Genomic DNA, 24203 nt, shown 5'->3' with positions numbered 1-24203 from the left:
GCGACCAACCAGCCTAACCCAGATACTATTTGGCATAAGATCATTGCAGAGAACAAAATCAAACATAAGGAGTGTAGAATGGTGCATTTTAGATATTTACCAAATACAGATAAAGACCGCGAGGAAATGTTAGATGTCATTGGCGCCAAAGATATTATGGACCTCTACCGGGACGTTCCTGAAGAAGTCCAACGTAAAGAGCCAATGAACTTGCCTAAGCCTTTGTCAGAATATGAATTGCTAAAAGAAGCTAACCGACTAGCTTCCAAAAACACAACTTCTAACCAAGTTCCATTCTTCTTAGGTGCAGGGGTTTATGACCACCACGTGCCTACAGTTGTGAAACACGTCATTATGCGTCAAGAGTTCTTGACTGCCTATGTCCCTTACCAACCAGAAGTTTCCCAAGGTGAACTCCAAGCCTTGTTCGAATGGCAAACCATGGTAGCTGAGTTAACTGGTATGGACTTAGCCAACTCTGGACTATACGATGGCTACACTGCAATCGGTGAAGCCAACAACCTAGCTATCGGTCAAGTCCGTAAGTCTGACAAGGTCTTGATTTCTAAAGCCGTTAACCCCCAAGGGATCCAAACCGCTAAAACTTACGGCTTCGGTAAAAACTATGACGTTGAAGAAGTTGAATTAAATGGGGACATCACCGACCTCGACGACTTGAAAGCTAAACTTGATAAAAATGTAGCTGCTGTTGTGGTCCAATACCCTAACTTCTTCGGTTCTGTTGAAGACTTAAAAGCGATCAAAGAACTACTTGAAGACTACAAAACCCTACTTGTTGTTTCAAGTAACCCACTTGCTCTTGCTAAGTTGGAAGCGCCAGGCCACTTGGGTGCTGACATCGTTGTCGGTAACATCCAACCATTTGGTATCCCAATGCAATTAGGTGGCCCTCACAGTGGTTACTTCGCCGTTACCAAAAAATTAATGCGTAAGGTGCCATCCCGACTTGTTGGGGAATCCGTTGATGAGGAAGGCAAACGTGGTTTCTCCATGGCCTTGTCCACTCGTGAGCAACACATCCGTCGTGAAAAAGCGACATCCAACTATTCTTCCAACCAAGCCCTCTTTGCCCTAGCTTCAGCAGTTGCCTTAGCTGCTTACGGTAAACAAGGGGTCCAAGAACTTGCTCAACGCAATATTAACAATGGTCACTACTTGGCTAAACAGCTACAAGACAAAGGTTTTGAACTTCTTAACAGCCGTCCATTCTTCAACGAATTTACCATCAAGTTAGACAAAGACGTTGAAGAAGTCAACAAAGCCCTTTATGATAAAGGCTATGTGGGTGGCTACGATGCTTCAGATGCACTGGAACAAGAGGGTGCCTACTTGCTTGTGGCAACTGAAAAACGAACAAAAGAAGAGATCGACGACTTTGTTCAAGCTTTAGCGGAGGTGGCTAAATAATGTTAATTCAGGACTATGATAAATTAATTTTTGAAATTTCTACTGAAGGCCATACTGCTTATGACCTTCCTGCCAGTGAAATCGAAGACTACGATTTAGACTCAGAACTAGGCGACTACTCCCGTAAAGAACCAGCAAGACTGCCAGAAGTGTCAGAGTTGCAATTACTCCGCCACTACACTGCCTTGTCCAACCGTAACTTCGGGGTTGAATCAGGACCTTACCCACTCGGCTCCTGCACCATGAAATACAACCCGAAAGTCAACGAAGAAGTGGCTGCTTTAGATGGCTTTTCAAACATCCACCCCAACCAAGACCCTGAATCCATTCAAGGGGCAATGGAGTTGATGTACAACCTCCAAGAATACTTGAAAGAAATTACTCAATTTGATGCGGTTACCTTGCAACCAGCAGCAGGTGCCCACGGTGAGTTGGCTTCTATCCTAACCTTCAAAGCTTACTTTGAAGCAATCGGTGAAGGCGACCAACGTAAAACCATCCTTATCCCAGACACTGCCCACGGGACTAACCCAGCTACTGCAGTGGTTGCCGGCTATGACATTGTTGAACTTCCTTCAAGAGAAGACGGTTTGATCGATGTGGAAGCTGTTAGAGAAGCAGCTGGACCTGATGTTGCAGGTATCATGGTAACCAACCCATCCACTGCCGGCCTCTTTGAGCAAGATGCCAAAGAAATTGCGGACATCATCCACGAAGCTGGTGGACTTGTCTTCTACGATGGTGCGAACTTGAACGCCATCATGGGAATTTCTTCTCCAGCAGCAATGGGCTTTGACGCTTGCCACATGAACTTGCACAAAACCTTTACCGGCCCTCACGGTGGTGGTGGACCAGGTTCAGGCCCAATCGGTGTGGTCGACAAACTAGCACCATACATTCCTGGACCAAACGTGGTCAAAGACGGCGACAAATACGTCTTTGAAACACCAGAAAAATCTTACGGTCGAATCAAAGGTGACTTTGGTAACTTTGGTGTTAACGTCCGTGCTTACAACTACATTCGAGCAATGGGACCTGAAGGCTTGCGTCGTGCTTCTGAAGATGCGGTCTTAAACGCCAACTACCTTCGTGCCCGGGTCAAAGACCACTACAATGCTCCATTTGACCAATTTAACAAAAACGACTTTGTCCTTGACTTGACCAACTTCAAGAAAGAATACGATATTGTGGCCAAAGATGTAGGGAAACGTCTTCTTGACTACGGTGTCCACGCACCAACCACCTACTTCCCACTTATCATCCAAGAATGCCTCATGGTTGAGCCAACTGATACAGAGTCTAAACGTGACCTTGACTATACAGCTGACGTCTTCATCAAAATTGCGGAAGAGATCAAAGAAGACCCAGAACTGGTTAAAACAGCTCCACACAACACCCCAGTTCGCCGTATCGATGAAGCTCAAACCTCACGTAAACCAATCTTGAAATACAATTTTGAAGACCACGAATCACCAGCAGACAGCAAGTAAGCTAGCGTGAAAGTGGCTTCAGTAACCAGGATTGAGGACTAGCTCAAGCCATGCGTCCTTAGCTTTGAAGCCAAGCTCAAGCCAAGCAAGCCCCAGCACAAGTTGTGCTGGGGTTTTGCTTATAGGGAGAACGATTAGCTGGTTAGGCTGGAGGCTGGGATGTTATAGCGGAAATTCTATAATTGGGGGTGGATTGTAGAATTATGGAGTGGAAATTCTATAATTGCAGTAGGATTGTAGAATTTTGGAGTAGAGATTCTACAATTGAGAGTCAAGTCCAAATCTATGTGTAAATTCTACAATATAGTAACAGATGTTATACTACGGGCTTTTTCTTTTTCCGTCGGTCGGCGTGATCGGCCCAACACACCGTTTGGCGAGCGGAAAGAGTGGGCTTCTCTTGAAGCGAGCCAGCGGTGTGTTAGATTACGCCAAGTGACCGAGGGAAAAAGCCCCTTTTCCAGAGGGAGGCAGGTTTTAAAAGGGGTTTAAAAAGTTCAGCCTATCGTAAAAATCGATAGTTCTGAGCTTCCCAATTCTCCTGCAGGTTTAATAAGACCGAGCCGGCTAGCCGTTCCGCGGATTTGATATTGGGGAAAATCCCCACCACTCTTTCTCGACGTCGAATTTCACGATTGACTCGTTCGATAGAATTTGGTTGTTCTTAAAGACATGTGGTAAGGAGAAGGCTCAATTTGATACTGAATGGCATCTTCAAAGCCCTCATCTAATAGGCTCAAAGCTTTGGCCAGCTTCGCTTGGTTTTCGAACTCCGCCTCCAAAGCCTGTTTCCGTTCACGAGCTTCCTGCTGGGTTCTGGAAAATAAAACCGCTTGGAAACGATCTCGGATGACTCGGTCCGTGGTTTTCGGCAAGGCATCGGTGATATTGCTTAATAAGTGAAAGGTACAGCGTTGCCAAGTGGTGTTGACAAAACATTCTTGAATAGCTTTCCGTAAGCCTGCATGGGCATCTGAAATCACCATTTTCGGCGTATCAATGCCTCTGGCTTTTAAATCAAGAAAGAACGACCGCCAACTTTCCGTTGACTCTTGCCCAGCCACTTTAAACCCGATGATTTCTCGCCTATTCTCATCATTGACTCCTTGGGCGATGTAAAGAGCTTTGGACACCACCCGGTTATCCTCTCGGACCTTTATATACATGGCATCGACATAGATATACCGGAAATTAGTATGGGTGAGGGACCGCTTTTGAAAGTTAAAGACATCCTTGTCCAGGTGTTTATTGACATCGGAGACAAACGATTTGGAGACCTTTTGACCACAAAGGGATTCCACGACTTTCGTCATTTTGCGGGTGGAGATGCCATTGACGTACATCTCAAAGATGGTAGCCAGTAGGCCTTGATCCATCCGCTTGGATTGAGTTCAAATAATTGGGTATGGAAGTCGCCTGATCGCGTTCTGGGCACGTTGAGCTTGAGGGTGCCGATTTTCGTGGTGAAATCTCGCTCGTAATACCCATTGCGGTAATCACAGCGATTTTCATCTCGCTCGTACCGCTTGCTTTTCATATATTGGTCGCGCTCGGACTCCATATAAGCGTTTAAGACCGTCACTAAGGTGGATTTCATCACTTGATCCAGATCACAATTTAAAATTGCGTCTGTTAATTTATTGGCGTCTAGTGTAAGATTGAGTTGAGTCATAATGATCTTCCTTTCAATGTGTTTTTTGGTTTCTTATAACTACATTGTAGCTCAAAAAGGTCATTATGACTTTTTCTTTTTACACAATTATATGGACTTTATCCAATTGAGAATGGATTGTAGAATTATGGAGCGGAAATTCTATAATTTTTGTGTGAATGTAGAATTTTGGGTTAGAGATTCTACAATTGCAGTTTAAAGGTAGAATTCTTAAACTCGATCAGTTTAAGATAATAATCACAAATGTGGAGGCCAGCCCGATTTCTGGAAAGGGTTCATTTAAAATGCAAAAATGAAATCTTAGTTTTTACCAGCCAAATGAACAGACCTTTTGATAGGCCAAACTTTTTTACTTGCAATTTATTTCGTTTTCGATATACTTCTAAATAGTAAGTGAATAAAAAAGGAGTGGTTATCTTGACCGAATTTAGCGAATTGCTAGAAAGTCGACGGTCAGTTTACAACTTAGGGAAGGAAACTGACCTGTCCCAAGAAGAGATCGTCACAGGCATCCGCCATGCCGTCCACAATACCCCGTCTGCCTTTAATAGCCAGACTAGCCGGGTTGTCGTCCTCTTCGATGAAGCCAAGACAAAATTCTGGGACCACATTTACCAAACGCAAAAAGATCTTTTGCCGGAGCAATCTAAAGACTTCTTGTTAGGCGCCATTGAAAATGCTAGAGACGAAGCTTTAGGCACAGCTCTCGTGTTTGAAGACCACGAAGCTCTAGACCAAATGCCATCGAATGAAGACCGGACCAATGTTTACAAAGACCAGAACTCAGCCATGGTCCACTATGCAATTTGGTTGCGGTTGAAAGAATTGAACCTAGGTGCTAGCTTGCAGCACTTTAACCTAGGCTATGAACAAGGATTTGATGCCGAAACCAGAAAATTGTTTGACCTACCAGATACTTACGAACTAGTTGCTGAGCTTCCATTTGGTTCTATTAATGAGCCTGCCCAAGAAAAAGACCACATTGACACCCATACAGAAGTTCAAGTTCGAACTGAAGTTTCCAACTAAAGAATCCAGAAGGAGCAAACCAGGTTCTAGCCTGGTTTGCTTTTTTAGAATAAAACAAACTGGTCACTTAGTTCTAACCCAGCTATTTGCTTAGACCGTAAAATAGTTGAATCCAGCTTTAATAATTGGTATATTTATGGTTAGAAAAATGATTGATTATGGGGGAGCGACTAGTATGGCAGTTTGGATCTTGCAAATAATAATTGGCCTCGTCCTCTTTGCCATCCACTATGGTGTCATGACCCGGCTCACCCCCCTAATCTACCGCCCGCAATTCAAGTGGTATAGCATTGTCATTTTTGCCTTGCTCCTTTTAACCCAGGCCTGGACTTGGTTCTTTACTTGGCCCGAAAGTTTCTCGACCATCTTACCCTTAACTATGTATGCTAGTATCTTCGCCCCTTTCTTCGGAGTTTTAATCTACCGGGTCTTTCGCTACTTGACCAACCCAGACCGAGACTTGCAGGTGAAATGGCGTAACCTTATGCTTTTTACCTATATCTTGCTCTTGCTTATATTCTTATATTTTGGCTACTTCGTTTTTGACCTAATCTTTTACTAAAGCTTGTTCAAAAACCCCAAACCACCGCCCATCTAGCGGTGGTTTTTTGCTTGTATACCATTTAGCCTGAGGGGGGTTGCTAGCGCCATTTTAAGTAGTTAGGCTGTGGTGTGGCCTTGTTTTTGCAAACGATGACCCGGCTTTTGCTGTTAACCAGGTGTTTTCTTTCTAGCGTTTTAATTGGCAAGAGACGGTAGGATTTTGGACTTGACTGCCGGACTTTTAAAGTTCTCGTATAACAGTTGTTGTTTGAGAAAGATGGTAGTGAATTCTCGAATAACTTAAGTTGTTTGAGAAAAAAACCAAAAAATTCTCAAATAACAATAGTTGTTTGAGAAAACCAGCAAATAATTCTCAAACTTAGGCCCAAGTTTGAGAATAACAAATTTTATTAAATCATAGAGTCAAAACTGACGAGTCTATTTTGATACCGACCAAAGATCTATTCATGGTATACTAGGCTAAATGACCGAGTGAGGGAAGAGAGTGAGACAATGTTTTCCAAACGTTTAAGAGATCTTGGCCTGGCCCATCAAATTTTTGGCCAGGGCTATAATTTCCGCCAGGCTAAAATTGGTGACCAGCTTATTGAGGAAGTCAACCGGGCCCTGGATGAAATGGGGGTCAAACCTAGGGAGGTATATACCCTAAAACAAGACCACACTGACCAAGTTCGGCTGGCTGACCTTGTATCTGGTGAACCTTTTATTATTGGCCGCCACTTTGACCAAGCGGATGGTTTGGTGACCGACTATAGTAATGTCGCCTTGCTGGTTAAGTTTGCTGACTGCACCCCAGTCCTCCTTTATGACCCGGTTAACCGTGCCCAAGCCTTGGTTCATTCTGGTTGGCGGGGGACAGCCAAGCAAATTTCTCACAATGCCCTCCAGCTGATGGTCGATCAATACGGGAGTCGGCCGGATGATATCTTGGCTTTTGTCGGACCTTCCATTGACCAGGACCATTATGAAGTTGGGCCGGAAGTGTATGATGCCTTTTCAGAAAACCCAGCCAGGGACTGTTTCTTTAAGGGTCAAGGAGATAAATATTTACTGAGTATGACCCAAGCCAACCATACCTTGCTCCTTCAAGCGGGACTGAAAGAAGAGAATATTGAAGTCTGCCAAGTATCGACATATAGCGATGACCGCCTTCACTCAGCCCGTCAAATGGGTCCGGACTATCAACTTAATGCCATGATTGCTATGATCACACCCCATGCCTAGCTGGATGATTAGCGGGAAGTGTCCGTGTTAAAACAGCTTTCCAAACGAGGCAAGTTTAGTCGACAACCTAGCTCGTCTAGGTTTAGTTCCCCCAAACGAGGCAAGCTTAGTCGACAACCTAGACCGTCTAAGTTTAGCTCCGAGACAAGCTAGGGTTCGGATTCGCCAAGCTGGCATCCTCACCCGACTAGCCCCGGACAAGGCAGGTTTAACTTGCCCACCAGGCCCCATCCATTTAAAGAAGTCAAAGCCATAGCAAAAAGCCACAACAAGGGATCAAACTTGATTTAGTTCCCCAGATTACATAGGATAAAGGAAAGCATGTCAGTTTACAGGAGGTAAAAGATGAAATTTTTCCTAGATACCGCAAATGTTGAAGAAATTAAGCGTGTCAACGACTTAGGACTTGTGGATGGTGTCACCACTAACCCCAGTCTGATTTCCAAAGAAGGCCGTCCCTTTGAAGAAGTGATCAAGGAAATCTGTAGCGTGGTCGATGGCCCGGTTTCGGCTGAAGTGGTTGGCTTGACCTATGATGAAATGGTGACGGAAGCCCGCCAACTCGCACAATGGGCCGACAATGTGGTTGTAAAAATTCCCATGACCGAAGAAGGATTGAAAGCCGTCAACACCCTGTCCCAAGAAGGGATCAAGACCAATGTGACCTTGATCTTTACGGTTTCTCAAGGCTTGATGGCTGCAAAAGCAGGTGCTACTTATGTGAGCCCCTTCCTAGGTAGGCTAGACGACATTGGGTCAGATGGCCTGGGCTTGGTGGCTGACTTGAAAACTGTTTTTGACAATTATGACTACGACACAGAAATTATCGCAGCCAGCATCCGCCACCTGCCTCACTTGGAAGGGTCAGCCTTAGCCGGTGCTGATATAGCCACTATTCCTGGCTCTATCTTCCCTAAACTCTGGTCCCACCCCTTGACCGACTCTGGCATCCAATCCTTCTTAGACGACTGGAAAAAATTTGAAGACAGCCAAAAATAAGAACTTTGTGCTTATTAGCTGAGACTACTAAGTGTTTGCAAAAGAAATTAATCCACTATTCAATCAAACTGAACCGGGTCAGACCTTGTGCCTGGTCCGGTTTTTTATCTTCTATTTCCGGGCATTCACTAGGGTCAAAAGGCCTTCAACTTTTTAAACAAACTGGTTTTCAGTCAAAAGCAGGGCAGTAAAGTCTGGCCAGACACCCCTCTGGCAAGCCTGGTCCGTTTTCCTTAAATACTTTGATATTCTTATTATAATTTCATATAAAGGAAGTTGTGAGGTCAGTGTTGAAAACGAATTCATCCTTTTATAAAATAATATTGTAACGAAACAAAGAGAGGATGCTTTCCATGAAGTTTTTACGTTCGACACTGGGTTTCTTCTTGGCCGGTTTGATGGTCATGAGTATCTGGGATGCCTTTTTTATCCCTTATGGGGTTTTCGGTGGCTTTCTAGCTGCCTTGATAATTATCTTCCCTATGTGGTACTTGAACCATTACATTGGCCTTATCTACGAAGCACCCGGGGCTGGTTATATTGATATGGGGCTTGGGATCGGCATGTCCGGTCTTTTCCGCGACTTTTTTATGAACGGGGCGGACTTTGGCCTCTTAGCTGAGACTTTACCCACCTTATTATTTGTGATTATCGGTGCGATTATTGGTGGGATTATTGCCGCAGCCATCGAAAATGATTTGAAAGCAGATGAGGACTCAGAGAAAGGAAGTGAAGGCTAATGCCATTGACTTCAGCTATTACAACCATGGTAGGGGCTGCCCTTTTCCCCCTTATGATTCGTTTGGTATGGGGTAGGTTCGTCGATGACATCGGTCCACTTGGTGGGCTCTTGGCAGCTGGTTTTATCGTTGGCCTGATGTGGCTGGTTAACCACGGCATTCCCTCAGGTGGCCTTATTGTCCAAACCGGTGCTTGGGTGGACATGGGTCTTGCTGCTGGAGTGGGTTGCTTGACCGCAGACCTCTTGACCAGTGACCACAAATTTGCAGGGGCCTTGCCAAAAATTCTAGCAGCCATCCTAGGCGGTCTTTTAGCCGGATTAGTTTTATCCTTTGCCCTATAATCGGCTAAAATAAAGCAAGGTTAAGTTCAGCAAAGACCAGGTCAGACAAGCGAAAGGACAAGTGTCATGGAAGAATACATCCTAACCATTGACCAGGGGACGACCAGTTCCCGGGCAGTTATTTATAATAAAAAAGCAGAAACAGTCGGGAGTTCTCAAAAAGAATTTCCCCAATACTTCCCACAAGACGGTTGGGTCGAGCACAATGCCAATGAAATTTGGAATTCCGTCCAGTCTGTTATCGCCGGAGCCTTTATCGAAAGTGGTATCCAGCCCAAGCAGATTGCCGGCATTGGAATCACCAACCAACGAGAAACCACCGTTATCTGGGACAAGGAAACCGGCAAGCCAGTTTACAATGCCGTGGTCTGGCAGTCCCGGCAAACGGCCCACATTGCCAACCAATTGATCAATGATGGTTACCAAGAGTTGATTCATCAAAAAACAGGTCTCATTATCGATGCCTACTTTTCAGCGACCAAGGTGCGGTGGATCCTAGACCAAATTGAAAATGGTCAAGAACGAGCAGAAAAGGGCGAGCTTTTATTTGGGACCATAGATACCTGGTTGGTCTGGAAGTTGACCAATGGAGCAGCCCATGTGACGGACTACACCAATGCGGCCCGTACCATGCTCTTTAACATTAAGGACCTAGAGTGGGACCAGGAAATCTTGGATATCTTGAATATTCCAAAGGTCATGCTACCGGAAGTCCGGTCTAACTCTGAAATTTACGGGAAAACAGTCTCCTTCCACTTCTTTGGCAAGGAAGTTCCCATCTCCGGCATGGCCGGGGACCAGCAAGCAGCCCTCTTTGGGCAGATGGCCTTTAACCCTGGTGAGGTGAAAAACACCTATGGGACCGGGGCTTTCATTATTATGAATACCGGCCAGGAATTAAGCTACTCCAAAAACAACCTCCTAACCACCATTGGCTATGGGATTGACGGTAAAATCAACTATGCACTAGAAGGATCGATCTTTGTAGCTGGGTCAGCTATTCAATGGATCCGAGATGGTCTGGGCATGATTGACGACTCAGCTGAGTCAGAGGACTTGGCTAAGGAATCTAATAATAATGATGAGGTCTATATTGTCCCAGCCTTTACCGGACTGGGGGCACCTTATTGGAATTCCAATGCCAGAGGTTCCGTCTTTGGCCTCACCCGGGCAACGAGCAAGGCGGACTTTGTCAAGGCTACCCTCCAGTCCTTGGCTTACCAAACCCGGGATGTTATTGATACCATGAACAAGGACTCCGAAGTGGACATTGCCTTCCTTAAGGTAGATGGGGGAGCTGCCCTCAATAATTACCTCATGCAGTTCCAAGCTGACATCTTAGGAGTTGAAATTAAACGGGCCAAAAACCTGGAAACAACTGCCTTAGGTGCAGCCTACCTGGCAGGTTTGGCTGTAGGATTTTGGCAGGACTTAGAAGAATTGCAGAATTTACAAGAAGTTGGCCAATCTTTTGAACCTAAAATGAACGATGCTAAGAAGGAAAAGCTCTACAAGGGTTGGAAAAAAGCAGTTGCAGCGACAGAAAAATTTGCTGAAATAGATCCAGAAGACTAGCTAGACAGAGGGGCAAAAGACTTGGTTAAAAAGTGGCCACACAATCTCGGACTACCTTAGTGAAATGGCTAGCAAAATAGCTGAGCCGGGTTAAGAATCAGGACTACTTTTTGACCCCGTACCAGCCCTAGTGAATGAGATGGTTATGTGAATACGATAGAAAAGGTGGGTTTATGAACTTATCAATCAAAAATCGACAGGAAAGCCTGGAAGCTCTTGCCAGCAAGCACTTTGACCTCTTGATCATTGGCGGGGGAATCACTGGAGCAGGCCTAGCCTTGCAAGCGGCAGCATCAGGACTGGAAACAGCCCTGATTGAGATGCAGGACTTTGCCGAAGGGACCTCCAGCCGGTCTACCAAGTTGGTCCACGGGGGAATCCGCTACTTAAAAAACTTTGACGTAGAAGTGGTTTCCGATACCGTCACAGAACGGGCGGTTGTCCAACAAGTTGCCCCCCACATTCCCAAGGCTACCCCCATGTTAATCCCCGTTTTTGACGAAAAAGGGGCCACTTTTGACAGCTTCCGCTTGAAGGTAGCCATGGACCTTTATGACTCCTTAGCTGGGGTCAACAATACTGACCAGGCTAACTATGAAATGACCCGGGATGAAGTGGCTAAACGTTTACCAGAATTGTCCAAAGAGAATCTCGTTGGAGGCGGGAACTACCTAGACTACAGCAACTCGGATGTCCGCCTAGTGATTGAAAATATCAAGAAGGCCCATGAAGATGGAGCCATTGTGGTTAGCCGTGTCAAAGCCATTGACTATCTTTTGGACGACAATGGACGGGTCAAAGGTGTCAAAGCTCGGGACCAACTCACTGGACAGAACTTGGACATTCAATCGCGGACAGTGGTTAATGCGTCTGGTCCTTGGAGTGACCAAGTCCGCAACCTGTCAGCTGACAAGGAAGAGGAAGTCCACCAGATGCGGCCGACCAAGGGGGTCCACTTGGTCATTGATGACTCCCTGCTCAAGGTCCCTCAACCCATTTATTTTGACACAGGCTTGAATGATGGCCGGATGGTCTTTGTCATCCCTCGCGAAAACAAGACCTACTTCGGCACCACCGATACCGATTACCATGGCGACTTAACCCAGCCGAGCGTTAGCCAGGAAGACGTGGACTACCTATTGGATGTTGTCAACCGCCGCTTCCCTAAAGCCAATATCAAGCTAACTGACGTGGAATCCTCCTGGGCTGGACTCCGACCTCTTATCGCGGGCAACTCGTCTTCCGACTACAACGGGGGAGACAGTGGTAAGATCGAGGAAGAAAGTTTTGACCGCTTGATCCAGGTGGTCAAAGAATACCTGGAAGACCAGGCTAGCCGGGAAGACGTGGAAGACACCGTGGCTAACTTGGAAGGGTCTTTGTCGGAACAATCCCTCGACCCATCAGAAGTTTCCCGGGGCAGCAAGCTAGATGTGGACGAAAATGGCCTGGTCACCATTGCCGGTGGGAAAATTACAGACTACCGTAAGATGGCTGAAGGGGCCTTGAAAAAAGTAGCCGAGATCCTGCGAGACGACTTCAACCGTCCTTTCCGTTTGATTAACTCCAAGACCTACCCTGTTTCAGGCGGGCAAATTGACCCAGACAATGTCCAAAATGAACTGGACCTTCTTGTGCAGCAAGGGGTCGAGCGAGGCTTTAAGCAAAAGGATGCAGAGTACCTCACCAATCTTTACGGGTCCAATGTAGAGAAAATCTACTCCTCTAAAGGGGACTTTTCGGAAGACGACCGCTTAGAAAGCCGCTACCTCTACTCCCTCTACTATGCCTTAGCCCACGAAGCCATCTTGACCCCAGTCGACTTCTTCTTAAGACGAACCAACCTCATGCTCTTCAAGCGGGACCAAGTAGACAAGATGGTAGAACCCGTCTTGGACATCATGGCTGACTACCTGGGCTGGAGTGAAGAAGAAAAGGACCACTACCAAAAAGACCTAGCAGAAACCCTAGACAAAAACGACTTGAAGTACCTGAAAAAATAAAATCAATTGAAGCAAGCAACCCCCAGTTATCACTTGAGAGTGGCTGGGGGTTTTGGTTTGGAGTGGGGTAAGGGATGGAAGTGGAAAAAGCTTACTGAAACTTTCATATCAGTAGCCTTGTTGGTTTGTTTTCTTGTGCTTGGTAACAAATCCACTGAGGCCATTCATTATAAATTTAAAGATGGCTTAGACTTGTACTATTCTTAGACTTTAGATTATACTAAAGGGGTAAAATGGCCTTTTATTCTTTCTGTAGGATTAAGGGACTTTACGCTTTTAAACTGACCAGCAAAGTGAATAAATTCTGGGATTAGATCAAATAACTTTGGCTTAGCAAAGGGGATCTTTTACGTCTTTCCCGCATAGGCGGGGGTGATCCTCCCATCATAGTTGACAGCGACCCGGTCAGAGTGTCTTTCCCGCACACGCGGGGGTGCTCCTGGCTAGTAGGTTAAGACACCGAGCATGGTTTATTCGACCGCGAAAGGCATTTATCCCCCAGACCAATTAAAAATACCCCACCGCTAAGCGGGAGGGGTATTTTTGCGCACGTTGGTAAAGCCATAAAGTTAAAAAGAAAGAAAGAATATGACTGTAAACCAGTCACTTAGAAACAAAAAAGAAAAGGAATTGTAGGGGTTGGTGGCCCCGGTTGATTTGACGAGTGACTAGTTAAAATTATCCTAGTTATCGTCAGTTATGGCTGCTAGATGGGTTGGGGCTGTTCATGATAAAACAAGCCTGAACCCCTCACCTATACGCGCACAAGGAGCTATAACTCCTGTCTTTTATTATATAGTGAATTGCGGGAAAAAATCAATAATTAATTTTAAATTAGCATGGCCATCTTGCAAGAATGTGGGAGAGGAAAGTGAGCAAGCTTTTTTCTTAAGGAATGAGATGAGAAATTTTCAGGAAAAATGCAGGCTGTTACAAGCTTTTAGGGATTAACTACAGAAATAAAATCTTCTTTGGGTCAACAAAAAGGCAAAAATGGGTTCTGTCTGAGTCTGGTTTGCACTTGGCCTGATGACATTTACTATTTTTGCCAAGACCTAATCTTTGACACTTTATTGGAATAAAAACCATTACGAATACTGTTATAGCAAGCATTATCACACTCTAAAAACTTGAGAAAGTTTTCGTACCAGGGAACTATATCCTTACCTATGAATGTCATTGTAAGTTAGGCTGTTTACAAGTCAAAGCTAGATTAATCAAGCTAATAATAATAATTAATTATATAATAAATAATATTTATAATAGTTTTAAACAAAAAATGAATTTAGTTTTAAATTTTCAATATTAATATTGTACAAAAGCCTATATTACCAAAAATGGAATTAAAATAACTAATATATAATTAGCAATCGAAATAAATACCGGTTGCTTTTTATCATTATCCTTTGTAATATGTGGTCATATGATTGATTGTTACATTTTACACATGCTTTAGGAGGTCATGTTTTGCTAGGAAAGAATAACAAGAAGGTAAAGTCGGAGAAGCAAGCACACCGCTATTATCGGTATACAATTAAAAAATTAACGATCGGTGTCACATCGGTTGCTATTGGAGCCGGTTTAGCTTTTTTGGGTGGCAGCAGTGTTAGCGCCCAAGAAGCTGACAATACTAGCCTAAACTTACTTGAGGCACAGTATAGTTTAGCTGATTTGTATGGCGATGACACACTTGATAGTGGTCAAGCACCGGAGGAAGAGCATGATCCAGACTCGCTGACTGAGAAATTACCAGAGAGCGAAGATGGTGAAGAGTCTAACTTACCCAAGAATAGCAAAGTTGCGGATCCTACTGCTGAAAAAGAGTCCTTATTGGGCAGAGAATCTGATGAGGACTACCTAGGTAGCCATCTGACAGAGAAAAATTACTTAGCAGACGATGAGGAAGATGAGACTGACCCGGTTGAAGGTCAACCTGACTCTTACCCGAGTCAAATTACGGAAGAGTCCGAAGAAGATTATTCGGATGAAGTGAATGAAAAAGAAATAGACGAAGAAGAAAGTTTTGAGGAAAGTTTCTTCTTCTTCAAAAGAAATGATACTGATTCGGTTTCTTTAGAAGATAAACAAGAAGATGAGTCAGATCAAGATTCAGGCAAATCATTAGCGGACCATGAAGACAAAATAATTGCTAATGAAAGAGAGGCCGAAGATACAGATCAAAAGGACTTTGACCGATCTGCAAAAGAATTAGAAGATTTGAAGGCAGCTTTAGATCAACAGGCTGAGTCTGAATCAGATGATTTGACTGACTCTCTTTGGTCATCTATCAAAGCTGGAGTGGAAAATGAAGAGGTTCGTTCCCCCCTCAAAAACTTAGGTATAGACGATAAAGTCAAGAAAAGTGACGACTTAAGCCAATTTGATTTAAGCCAGTTAACAGAAGATGACATGGAGAATATACTGGACTTTTATAGTGGACTAGACCAGCTTGGATTTGATATTAACGAAGATCAGTTACGCTCACTAACCAATACAGTCTTAATTAAACAATTTATCCAAAACCAGGTTATTAGGGACTATAAATCAATTGAATCTGACGAATTAGGTAAAATCATTCCAGCGAATGCTTTGACGACCCACCGAAATGGTCTAGATGAAGTTCCTGTTGGTGACCCTAATGCTTATATTTCTAACATGGTAGATGCTACTAATGCTAAGTACACTCTTTCTGGGTCTGTCCATATAGTCGACCAAGGCCAACCATCGACTTTTGCCAATGGCTTAACACCTGCTCCAGATGGGACCAAGGTCTACCTGCGCTGGTTTGATAGAGACGGTGCAGTCTCCCCGCTATACGTTACCGAAACTCAATCAGTGATTGATGTTAATGGTGATGGTCGACGTGGAGGCGATTTCGCCTTTGACTTAAGACAAGGTTGGGTAGATGCTAACGGTGACCTTCGTCAGTATAGGGCACGTGCCGGCCAATATTATACTCTTTACGTTCCAATCACCATCAATGATAACGGCAATAGATTGGTTATGCTACGTCAAGCAAGCGGTTATCTTCCTCGGGTTTATGCTAATTCAGTTACTGGTATCAACATGGGTCAATTCCCTCTAATTGGCACAAATATGCAAAAGGTAGCTGTCTTCATGAGTGAATTGCCAGAGGAAAACAAAGATGGGTCTTCCTATATGACGGTTCCAGTTAGTGAATGGACAGTTGACCCCATTGGTCCGATGACAGCTCCGGCGGGTTTAACAATCTTCCATGATGGTACCGATAATGTTGACCTTTATGACGAAGTAGCCTTATCTGGCCATGTCTGGCTTGAAACTGGGGCAGGTGATTGGGCTAACTCAGCTACAGGGCCTAATAATAACACGAGAGATCCTAAGGCGGATGGTTACTATGTTGGTGTTTCCTGGTTAACGCCAGAAGGTCGCCAAGCATACGATAGTCTTGTTAGAAGCCGACCTATTTCTCAGCAGGCTGATGCGACAAAAGTCTTATTGACAGCACGACCAGATTATATTGGCGGTACCCGTATCGCTAAAACAGATTTACAAGGGCGTTACACTATCCGCTTTAACCAGGGTGAAGGGATACAAAATGGACTTATAGGTGCCATGAATTACGTCTACTTCTTTGTTTTGAACCCTGATTTTGAACCAATGGCAACCTATTCAGCTTACACTATTCCAGTCTTCCGATCTCCACTAGCCAATATGTCTTGGCGACCTCAACCCATGGCTAGTAATGCGGCTTACAATAGTAAACATAATATTAACTTTGCCGTAATTCCAACAGTTGACTTGAAGTTACGAGTCACTTCCCATGACACTGATAACTCGCCGGCTAAATTGGGGGATACTGTTACTGTAGATGTCACTGGGGACCGCCTCCCTCCTAAAGAGCTGAATCCGCGAATTCGTTGGACAAATGAAGGAGGCGATATCTTAAAAGAAACTCCTTTAACCCCAATAAATGTTAGTGTTGATGATATTTGGCTGGTACCGGAAACAGCTGAAGAAGCTAAAGATATGAATATTAAGTCTGGTGAAATCATACAGGTTAAACTGGTTACCGGTTACGGTGGAGATGATAGTGTTATATCTACCGATTCCTTTATCGTTCAATACAAGGATGAAGAGCCAGTTAACGATGCTGCTGACAATGCACCTTTTTATCCAGAAACTTCAGTAGAACGCGGGGAAGAAAAAATAATTGCTTCTCCATTCAACCGATACTGGACACCATTGCCAGAGGATATAGTATACTCCCATCCTGACGATGAAGACCAAGTGCCTTGGTCTACTGTTAATAGCGATGGCTCTATAAGAGTTTATCCTAGTATCCTGGTTAAAACTGGCGACTATTATATTCCTGTCCAGGTCAATTATCCGGATGGGTCCAAAGAGACGATTTATGCTTCGGTTACTGTTGAGGAAAAAACAATACCTGAAGCTAACCGGTTTAAACCGGAAGTTAAACCTCTCCTATCAGAATTAGGAGAGCCAATTGCGCCGGATGATATTTTAGATCAGGTGAGCGTTCCGGGATATGCCTTCCATCCCAACTTCCCAAGTCAAAGCCCATCTATAACTCTTGATAGAGGGCAAGACCTGCCAGATGGCACTCAGCTAGGCTACTATCCAGTTGATGTCACAATCTCTTACCCTGATAAATCGAGTCAAGCAGTGATAGTACCGGTAAATGTTGTCGATACTACTGCTCCAACCATTGGCAATATAGATGATCAAATCATTAAAGAAGGAGACCCTATTATTCCAATTCGTCCGGAAGTAGATGACCCAAGTTCTACCGTAAAAGTTCTGGGCCTACCAGACGGAGTTGATTACAATGAAAATCTTGGTCTAATTAGTGGTACACCTATTGTTAGTGATTGGGGTAGTCATGAGCCATTGCGTAACTACGAAATCATATTACTTGCGACTGATTCATCTGATAATACAGGTTCAGAAGTCTTCAATATTACAATTAAACGATTGATATCTGATTTATTTGATCCAGAGGTTGACGAGGTTGATAAACCATACGGACAAGGGCCAGATGAAGACGATATAACTGGTGCTATCACTATTCCAGGTTACCCAGAAGATGGTAGTCAACCGAATATTAACTATGACCCAAGTGACCTGCCAGACGGCAGCGAGTCCGGTAAATACGACGTCCCGGTTACCATTGACTACCCAGATGGCAGTCAAGCCCAAGTGACCGTGCCGGTTGTGATTAACCCAAGTCTTAGCGAACAAGTAACCGTCACTTATCCGGACACCGATGTGACGGTGGGTCAAGCTGCTTCTAGCTGGCCAAGTCTCTGGGCTCAAGATGAAGCAGGTGACTGGCAAGCTGTGACCGATCCGGTCGTCGCTTCTTATGTCCTCGGCAAATCCATGCCAAACGGCATTCGCGTGGCCCAAGACACCGGCCGAGTGTCCCTCAGTGACAGCTATACAGGCGACCGACAGGTGGGCGATCAAGTCCTTGTCCCTGTCCTTGTTAACTATGCGGACGGGTCCACCGAAGTCGTTGGAGCTAGCTTTACCGTCAACGCTGTTGAGATGACCCCAATTGAACCGATCACCGGCATTGAGCCAATTGAAGCAGTGACCGTCATCAATGGACAAGCGATCCGACCAATTGAGATCACTCCAGAAGAGGATGACTCGATTATCGGTGATCCAGCGGGCTATCCTGACGGACTCGACAGTCAAAAAGATTCCGACGGACAAGTAACATTGGTCGGGACTCCAATCATTACCGATTGGGAAACTGGGGAAACCGAACGTGAATTTGACGTCACTGTTCCCGTGGTCAGTGGCAATGGGGCCCAAATGACCGACAGCTTCGTCATTGTTGTCCAACGAGACCAAGCCAGTCTTTATGACCCACATGTTCAACCGGTCGAAAAAGACTACGGCCAAAACCCGAGTGATGAAGATATTCAAGGAGCTATCACGATTCCGGGCCAATCTGACGGTAGTCAACCTGATATCAATTATGACCCAAGTGACCTGCCAGACGGCAGCGAGTCCGGTAAATACGACGTCCCGGTTACCATTGACTACCCAGATGGCAGTCAAGATACAGTTGAAATTATTGTTGAGATTGAAGAACCACAATCGTCAGATGATTATGACCAAGATTCAAGTTTTGACTCAATTGATGAAGGGCTTGAAGACGATCAAGGCAATGGTAATAAAGAGGCTACAGATGATAGCACTTCTTACAACAAAACTGCCGATAACCAGTCAAGATCTGAACCAACTGTTAATAGAAGTATCAAAGAGGATCATTCGCAAGTAGTAAGTGAAACAGACCTTAAGGCTAAAGAAGATAGTAGTGAAGATGAAGAAGGTAAATTGCCAGACACTGCTACAAATTCATGGATGCTTGCTATGACTAGCCTGGGTTCATTGTTGACTGGTGCAATGGCTAAACTAGCTGATAAGTTTAGACGAAAATAAATTAAATAATATTAATCTATTTTCAGATAGCTGTTAAGTACTGGCCCTCTTTAAAAAGAGCTTAAAGAATCGAAAGGATTAGCTAACTATCCTTCATTCTTTAAGCTTCTTTTTTAGGCTCTTCATTTTTTAACGTTGGTGGTATAATATAGTCACTGTTCTTTTTTGGGGCAACTTTTTAGAGTTGCCCCTTTTTTATTGAATGGGTTGGGAGCTAAAGTAAAGGCAAATCCGGTCGAGGTAATTGCCAAGGTTTCGGAAGCCATAAGCAATGCGGTTTAAGACTTTGATTTTATGATGGGTACCTTCAATTTTACCGTTGGTATACGGATAGTGAAAGGTGTTTTCAATAAAGGGGAGGTGTTTTGCTATGGTCTTAAGGCTGCGTTTCATGTAGCTGGATAATCCTTCTTGGTTGACGGCTAATCGATCTTCTAGCTTGGCCATGTCTTGGTCTTGGATGGCCTTTATCAAGTCTTGATAAAGCCGGTAATGCCGTTTTAAGGACGGATCATAGTCTAACATTTCCTGAAGAATACCCGCTTCGGTTCGTTGACCAAAGAGACGGTAAAAGTGATCGGACGTATAGGATAAGTCAGATTCTTTTTTTAAAAAGAGCTTCCAATAAGCTTTGAGTCGCCTATATTTCTTTTGATCCGAAGAGTTGGATTTGAGTTGGTTCATGTATTGAATCCTAGTTTGGTTAAACGACCGATTGATCAATTGAACTAAGTGGAAGCGATCAATGATGATCTTAGCTTGGGGGAAGAGTTCACGAATACAAGAAACATAGCCGGCATTCATGTCAATGGTGACCGTTTGGACCTGTTGCCGGTCCTTTAGACTGTACTGGCTGATAAAGTGTTGGTTGATTTTATATTGGGTCCGACCGGAAACAATGCCTAAGATCTGGCCGGTAGCGGCATCAATATAGTCAAAGGCCATTTTCCCTTTCTTATATTTAAATTCATCAAAGGACAGGTGGGCAGGCAGGCTTTTGGGGCCCTTCCGTCTTTCTTTCGCCGCTAGCCGGGCAAAACGGGCGACGGACGACTAAGAAATATTTAATCGTTCGGCAATATCTTTATATGAAACCGCCCGACTTGCTTCAAAGGCTACTCCAGCTTTCAGCGGATTGGCAATAAAGCAATTGAAGTTAACCAAATGGGTCGAAGCCATAAATGTTTTCCCACAGGAGCGGCAATAAAAGCGTTGCTTACGGAGACATAAATAAAAGGGTTTGAAGGGGTGAAAGGGTAAGGTGATCATGGATTCCTGCGTGCCATTTTTGATGATCGTATCGTTTTGGTTAACAACCCCACATTTAGCACAGCAGTGTGGTGTGTAGGTTAAAGAGGCATGAAGAATTAAGGCCGCTTGTCCTTTGACTTCCCTTCCTTCAGTCATCGGTTCCTGAAAAGAAATGTTTTCATCTTGAATCTGAATTAAATTTCGAATATCATGTTGATGAGGCAAGTGAATTTCTCCTTTCTTAAGTTGTGGTGACTATATTGTAAGGGGAATTCACTTGTTTTTCTATACATAAAAGAAAAAAGGGCGAAAACATCAAATAAAAAAATGACGCTGGTGAATCCCTCACCAACGTCAAATGTTGTAGAACCCTTTTTTATTATTCGTTTTTGATCTTGGTGTTTTAATAAATGTCGTTATTCTCAAACTTGACCCCAAGTTTGAGAATTATATGCTGAAATTCTCAAACAACTTAAGTTATTCGAGAATCACCCAATATTTTTCTCAAACAACAACTGTTATAAGAGAATTTTTAAACTTCGCATCAACCAAGCTTAAAATGCGACAATCACTAGATACAAGGAGTCATGGAATGGAAGGCGACAATTGGTGGTTACCGGCAAAAAAAGCACTGAAGTAGAAGGCGTTCAATGTCAGCCTGGTTAAAAAGAAATCTTATTGAAAGGCTATCCACATCTATAAAGGACAGTGTAACTGCCACAAGGCTAAGGCCGAAAAATTATCAAACTGGGGACTATTTATAAGTGACCTTGGTGAGTCCTTTACCATGTTCAATTTGGATAAAGCCTTTAATTTCCAAAAAACTTTCAATAACGATGCTTGACAGAGGCGGTGGTCCAGTATAAAATTTAAATCGTAACTATTACGTTTTAAAACCTTCCAATCTACAACTTAAACTTTAACTCAAAGCCTTCAACTTAGTCTCACAACAACAAAAAGCAGACAAGACCAATGCCTTGCCTGCTTTGTCCGGCCGCTATTTGTCTAAGACTTTGCGGCCATTATAGTAACCATCGGGGGATATCCGGTGCCCAACCCTGTACTCACCAGTATTAGGGTCGAAAGAAAGGTTGGGAGTCTTCAATTTTTTGTGTGTCCGGCCTTTGTTTTTACGTGAACTTGATCGTCGTCTTTTTGGAACAGCCATGGTGTAACCTCTTTTCTGTATAAATCGTAATCATTATGTTTTACATCTTATAGGAGAAAGAGGAAAAATACAAGTCTTTTTGAAAATTTAGCAGGAGAAAGGAAAATGACTATATGGATTATTTTGAGGCCAAGCGGAAAAAAGAACGAGGAATGAGTAATGCTGAGTTCTTAAACTATTACTATCCTGAACTGGTTAAAAGCAAGACTATTGTGATTGTTAATATTGACGAAAATGATATTATCTCGACCTACCAAACTTCTGATTCCCAGATCCGGAGTGTGGGCATGCTAGAAATTGCCAAGAAGCAAATTCTAGACGATATGGAAAATGACTAATTGCTGGGCTGGAAGCTTACCCAGCTAGCCCAGTCACTTGACCAGATATCCCATTCTTACGCCCAAACAAATCATTCCTCCTTATAACCCCCTAGGCTCAGCCTAGGGGGTTTTTGCTATACCTTTTGAATGTCTGTTTTCAGTTGGCCCGCTTCTTCTAGCTGCTTAGCGATTTGGAGGAGGAGGTAGTCAGCACCTTTCCGGGACCAAATTTGGACTCCGATAGGCCAGCCCTGGTCTGTTTGGTAGAGGGGAAGGGCGATGGAGGGTTGGCCTGCCAAGTTAATATGGGAGTTAAAGCCCATGTAATTGTGGCTGGGGGTGAAGTATTCCCAGAGCAGGTCTTGCTGTTGGTCTGGGTCTAGGCGGTCAATGTCCTTGATCCGGTCAATTAAGTCCTGGTCCGGGTCAAACTGTCCTTGCTTGGGAGCTGGACCATTGGCGATAGGGAAGACAATAGCATCGTATTTTTGGAAAAATTTTTCTAAATAGACACTGGTTTGGTCCCATTCATCCAAAACCCGGCTCAAGGCAGTAGCCTTAACATTTTTCCCAGCCTGGCTCATCAACCAGGTTAAAGGCTCCACATCTTCAAATTGAATAGGACGGCCCAAGCTTTCTTGGATCCCGTCTAGCATATTGGCGGCTTCAATGGTGTTCATCATGTAATAGCCCTTGAAGCTTTTGGCAATATCTAGGCCGGGGTCATCTTCCACCAAGTTATGGCCCAACTTTTCCAACTGGTTCTTGGCATGGAGGATAGCAGCCCGGGCCTGGTCTCCCAGGTCTTGACCCATGACTCCTTTGAGGGAATAGGCAATCTTAAGGGGGCGCTTCAAGTCAGTTAATTCTTCCTGGGTAATTTTTGGAACCATGAAAGGGGCTTCATATTGTTCAGCTTGGAGGACCTTCAAGAGGGCCCAGGTGTCACGCACAGACCGGGTTAGGCCAAAGTTAACTGTTGCCCCCTGCCAGCCCCGGTAGCCATCTGGGCCTACAATAATCCGGCCGCGGGAGGGTTTGAGGCCGATTAAACCGGTATAGCTAGCTGGAATCCGGACCGACCCACCTCCGTCACTAGCCATGGCGATGGGGACCATACCGGACTTGAGTGCTGCGGCGGCGCCCCCGCTAGACCCACCTGGATTGTAACCGGTTTGGAAGGGGGACTGGACGGGTCCGTTTGCCTTGGAGTCTGATATGCCCTTGAAGCCGAATTCCGGGGTATTGCTGGTTCCGACGATAATAAAACCTGCATCGACCAGGGCCTGGGTGTAGTGGTTGGTGGCATCAGGCACAAAGTCTTGAAGGATTTTGGCTCCCGAGGTCGACCGGAGTCCCTTCAAGAGCTGGCCCAGATCCTTGAGTAGGGTGGGAACACCGTAAAAGGCCGGCAGGTCAGCTCTTTGGTCAGGGGTCAGCTTGTCTAGGAGGGCAGTTTTTTCCCTGGCCTCTTGGAGGGCGTTCTCAGCAATGACAGTGGTGACAGCATTTAAAGTCGGGTTGAGGTCTCTGATATTTTCTAAGGCCGCTTCCACCAATTCCAGCGGGGTGACTTGGCCCTTTTTCACTTGGTTGGCATAATAAGTCGCATCTTGGCTAAATAGCATGGTTTCCTCCTTGTTTGGCTTGGTCAGCTTTTCGCCTTTAGTCTAGCAAAGTTTTCGAGGGACTGCTTGCAAAACAGGCGCCATTTTTGCCGGAAGATTTTTACAAGCCTTGCACAAGGTCTTTTTTATCTAAGGGCTTACAAGGCAAAAACCAGGTTAAAAGCTGGTCTAGACCGAATTCTAACTATATTTATTGGTAGATTTTTGATAGAATATAGGGTGCACTAATCTAGCAAGTGCCAGCTGATAAAGACAATTTTGTTTTCAGTCCCTGGCACTTTTAAAAAGATAACTTGACTTAAAGGAGCAGGT

15 protein-coding genes and 2 pseudogenes are annotated in these 24203 nt (G+C 44.5%); 12 read left to right on the top strand and 5 right to left on the bottom strand.

The window, feature by feature from the left end; translation table 11 throughout:
- The first annotated feature begins 78 nt into the window (after positions 1-78).
- Positions 79-1428 (top strand): aminomethyl-transferring glycine dehydrogenase subunit GcvPA, encoded by a 1350-nt coding sequence (gene gcvPA, locus HMPREF9698_RS03395; protein ID WP_003777336.1) that lies wholly within the window; start codon positions 79-81, stop codon positions 1426-1428.
- The gene (gene gcvPB, locus HMPREF9698_RS03390; protein ID WP_003777334.1) at positions 1428-2918 is read left to right on the top strand and encodes an aminomethyl-transferring glycine dehydrogenase subunit GcvPB; all 1491 of its coding nucleotides are present in this window, start codon (positions 1428-1430) and stop codon (positions 2916-2918) included. The genes gcvPA and gcvPB overlap by 1 nt, the downstream gene beginning before the upstream one ends.
- A gap of 502 nt (positions 2919-3420) precedes the next feature.
- On the opposite strand, the pseudogene HMPREF9698_RS09275 reads toward gcvPB, so the two are convergent.
- Positions 3421-4590, bottom strand: a pseudogene (locus HMPREF9698_RS09275) (IS256 family transposase).
- 417 nt (positions 4591-5007) lie between these two features.
- Between HMPREF9698_RS09275 and HMPREF9698_RS03380 the strand changes: the two are divergent.
- From HMPREF9698_RS03380 to HMPREF9698_RS03340, 9 genes are all read left to right on the top strand, one after another.
- A complete protein-coding gene (locus HMPREF9698_RS03380) occupies positions 5008-5619 on the top strand; it encodes a nitroreductase family protein (RefSeq protein WP_003777326.1) in 612 nt (203 codons plus the stop codon).
- A gap of 175 nt (positions 5620-5794) precedes the next feature.
- Positions 5795-6181: a hypothetical protein gene (locus tag HMPREF9698_RS03375; RefSeq protein ID WP_003777325.1), complete on the top strand. Its 387-nt coding sequence runs from the start codon at positions 5795-5797 to the stop codon at positions 6179-6181.
- A 494-nt stretch (positions 6182-6675) separates the two neighbouring features.
- Complete coding sequence (gene pgeF, locus HMPREF9698_RS03370; protein ID WP_003777323.1) at positions 6676-7407, top strand: peptidoglycan editing factor PgeF; 732 nt, start codon at positions 6676-6678, stop codon at positions 7405-7407.
- Between the two features lie 345 nt (positions 7408-7752).
- Positions 7753-8406, top strand: coding sequence for a fructose-6-phosphate aldolase (fsa, locus tag HMPREF9698_RS03365; protein WP_003777321.1), 654 nt, complete (start codon positions 7753-7755; stop codon positions 8404-8406).
- A gap of 353 nt (positions 8407-8759) precedes the next feature.
- Positions 8760-9146, top strand: coding sequence for a Lin0368 family putative glycerol transporter subunit (locus HMPREF9698_RS03360; RefSeq protein ID WP_003777320.1), 387 nt, complete (start codon positions 8760-8762; stop codon positions 9144-9146).
- Positions 9146-9490 carry a Lin0368 family putative glycerol transporter subunit gene (locus HMPREF9698_RS03355; RefSeq protein WP_003777316.1) on the top strand — a complete coding sequence of 115 codons (345 nt, stop codon included), beginning with the start codon at positions 9146-9148 and terminating at the stop codon, positions 9488-9490. Before HMPREF9698_RS03360 ends, HMPREF9698_RS03355 begins: the two co-directional genes overlap by 1 nt.
- Positions 9491-9556: 66 nt before the next feature.
- Positions 9557-11065: a glycerol kinase GlpK gene (gene glpK, locus HMPREF9698_RS03350; RefSeq protein ID WP_003777315.1), complete on the top strand. Its 1509-nt coding sequence runs from the start codon at positions 9557-9559 to the stop codon at positions 11063-11065.
- A gap of 173 nt (positions 11066-11238) precedes the next feature.
- A complete protein-coding gene (gene glpO / locus HMPREF9698_RS03345) occupies positions 11239-13068 on the top strand; it encodes a type 1 glycerol-3-phosphate oxidase (protein WP_003777312.1) in 1830 nt (609 codons plus the stop codon).
- Between the two features lie 1467 nt (positions 13069-14535).
- Positions 14536-19524, top strand: a complete 4989-nt coding sequence (locus tag HMPREF9698_RS03340; RefSeq protein ID WP_003777310.1) for a Rib/alpha-like domain-containing protein — start codon at positions 14536-14538, stop codon at positions 19522-19524.
- A 195-nt stretch (positions 19525-19719) separates the two neighbouring features.
- Here HMPREF9698_RS03340 and HMPREF9698_RS09035 read toward each other — a convergent pair.
- The 3 genes and pseudogenes from HMPREF9698_RS09035 to rpmF all read right to left on the bottom strand — a co-directional run.
- Positions 19720-20550 (bottom strand): annotated as a pseudogene (locus HMPREF9698_RS09035) (ISL3 family transposase); the annotation flags it as partial.
- 27 nt (positions 20551-20577) lie between these two features.
- Positions 20578-21000, bottom strand: coding sequence for a transposase family protein (locus HMPREF9698_RS09030; protein WP_003777308.1), 423 nt, complete (start codon positions 20998-21000; stop codon positions 20578-20580).
- Between the two features lie 772 nt (positions 21001-21772).
- The gene (gene rpmF, locus HMPREF9698_RS03330; RefSeq protein ID WP_003777306.1) at positions 21773-21943 is read right to left on the bottom strand and encodes a 50S ribosomal protein L32; all 171 of its coding nucleotides are present in this window, start codon (positions 21941-21943) and stop codon (positions 21773-21775) included.
- Between the two features lie 113 nt (positions 21944-22056).
- On the opposite strand from rpmF, the gene HMPREF9698_RS03325 reads away from it, so the two are divergent.
- Positions 22057-22281: a hypothetical protein gene (locus tag HMPREF9698_RS03325; protein WP_003777305.1), complete on the top strand. Its 225-nt coding sequence runs from the start codon at positions 22057-22059 to the stop codon at positions 22279-22281.
- A gap of 116 nt (positions 22282-22397) precedes the next feature.
- Here the strand turns inward: HMPREF9698_RS03325 and HMPREF9698_RS03320 are convergent, their stop codons facing one another.
- On the bottom strand, positions 22398-23891 hold the full coding sequence (locus HMPREF9698_RS03320; RefSeq protein WP_003777304.1) for an amidase: 1494 nt from the start codon (positions 23889-23891) through the stop codon (positions 22398-22400).
- Positions 23892-24203 lie beyond the last annotated feature (312 nt).

It is taken from the genome of Alloiococcus otitis ATCC 51267, assembly GCF_000315445.1.
Taxonomy (GTDB): Bacteria; Bacillota; Bacilli; order Lactobacillales; family Carnobacteriaceae_A; genus Alloiococcus; species Alloiococcus otitis.
Note: the sequence above shows the minus strand (reverse complement) of the source record. Positions and strands in the feature narration are given on the sequence as shown.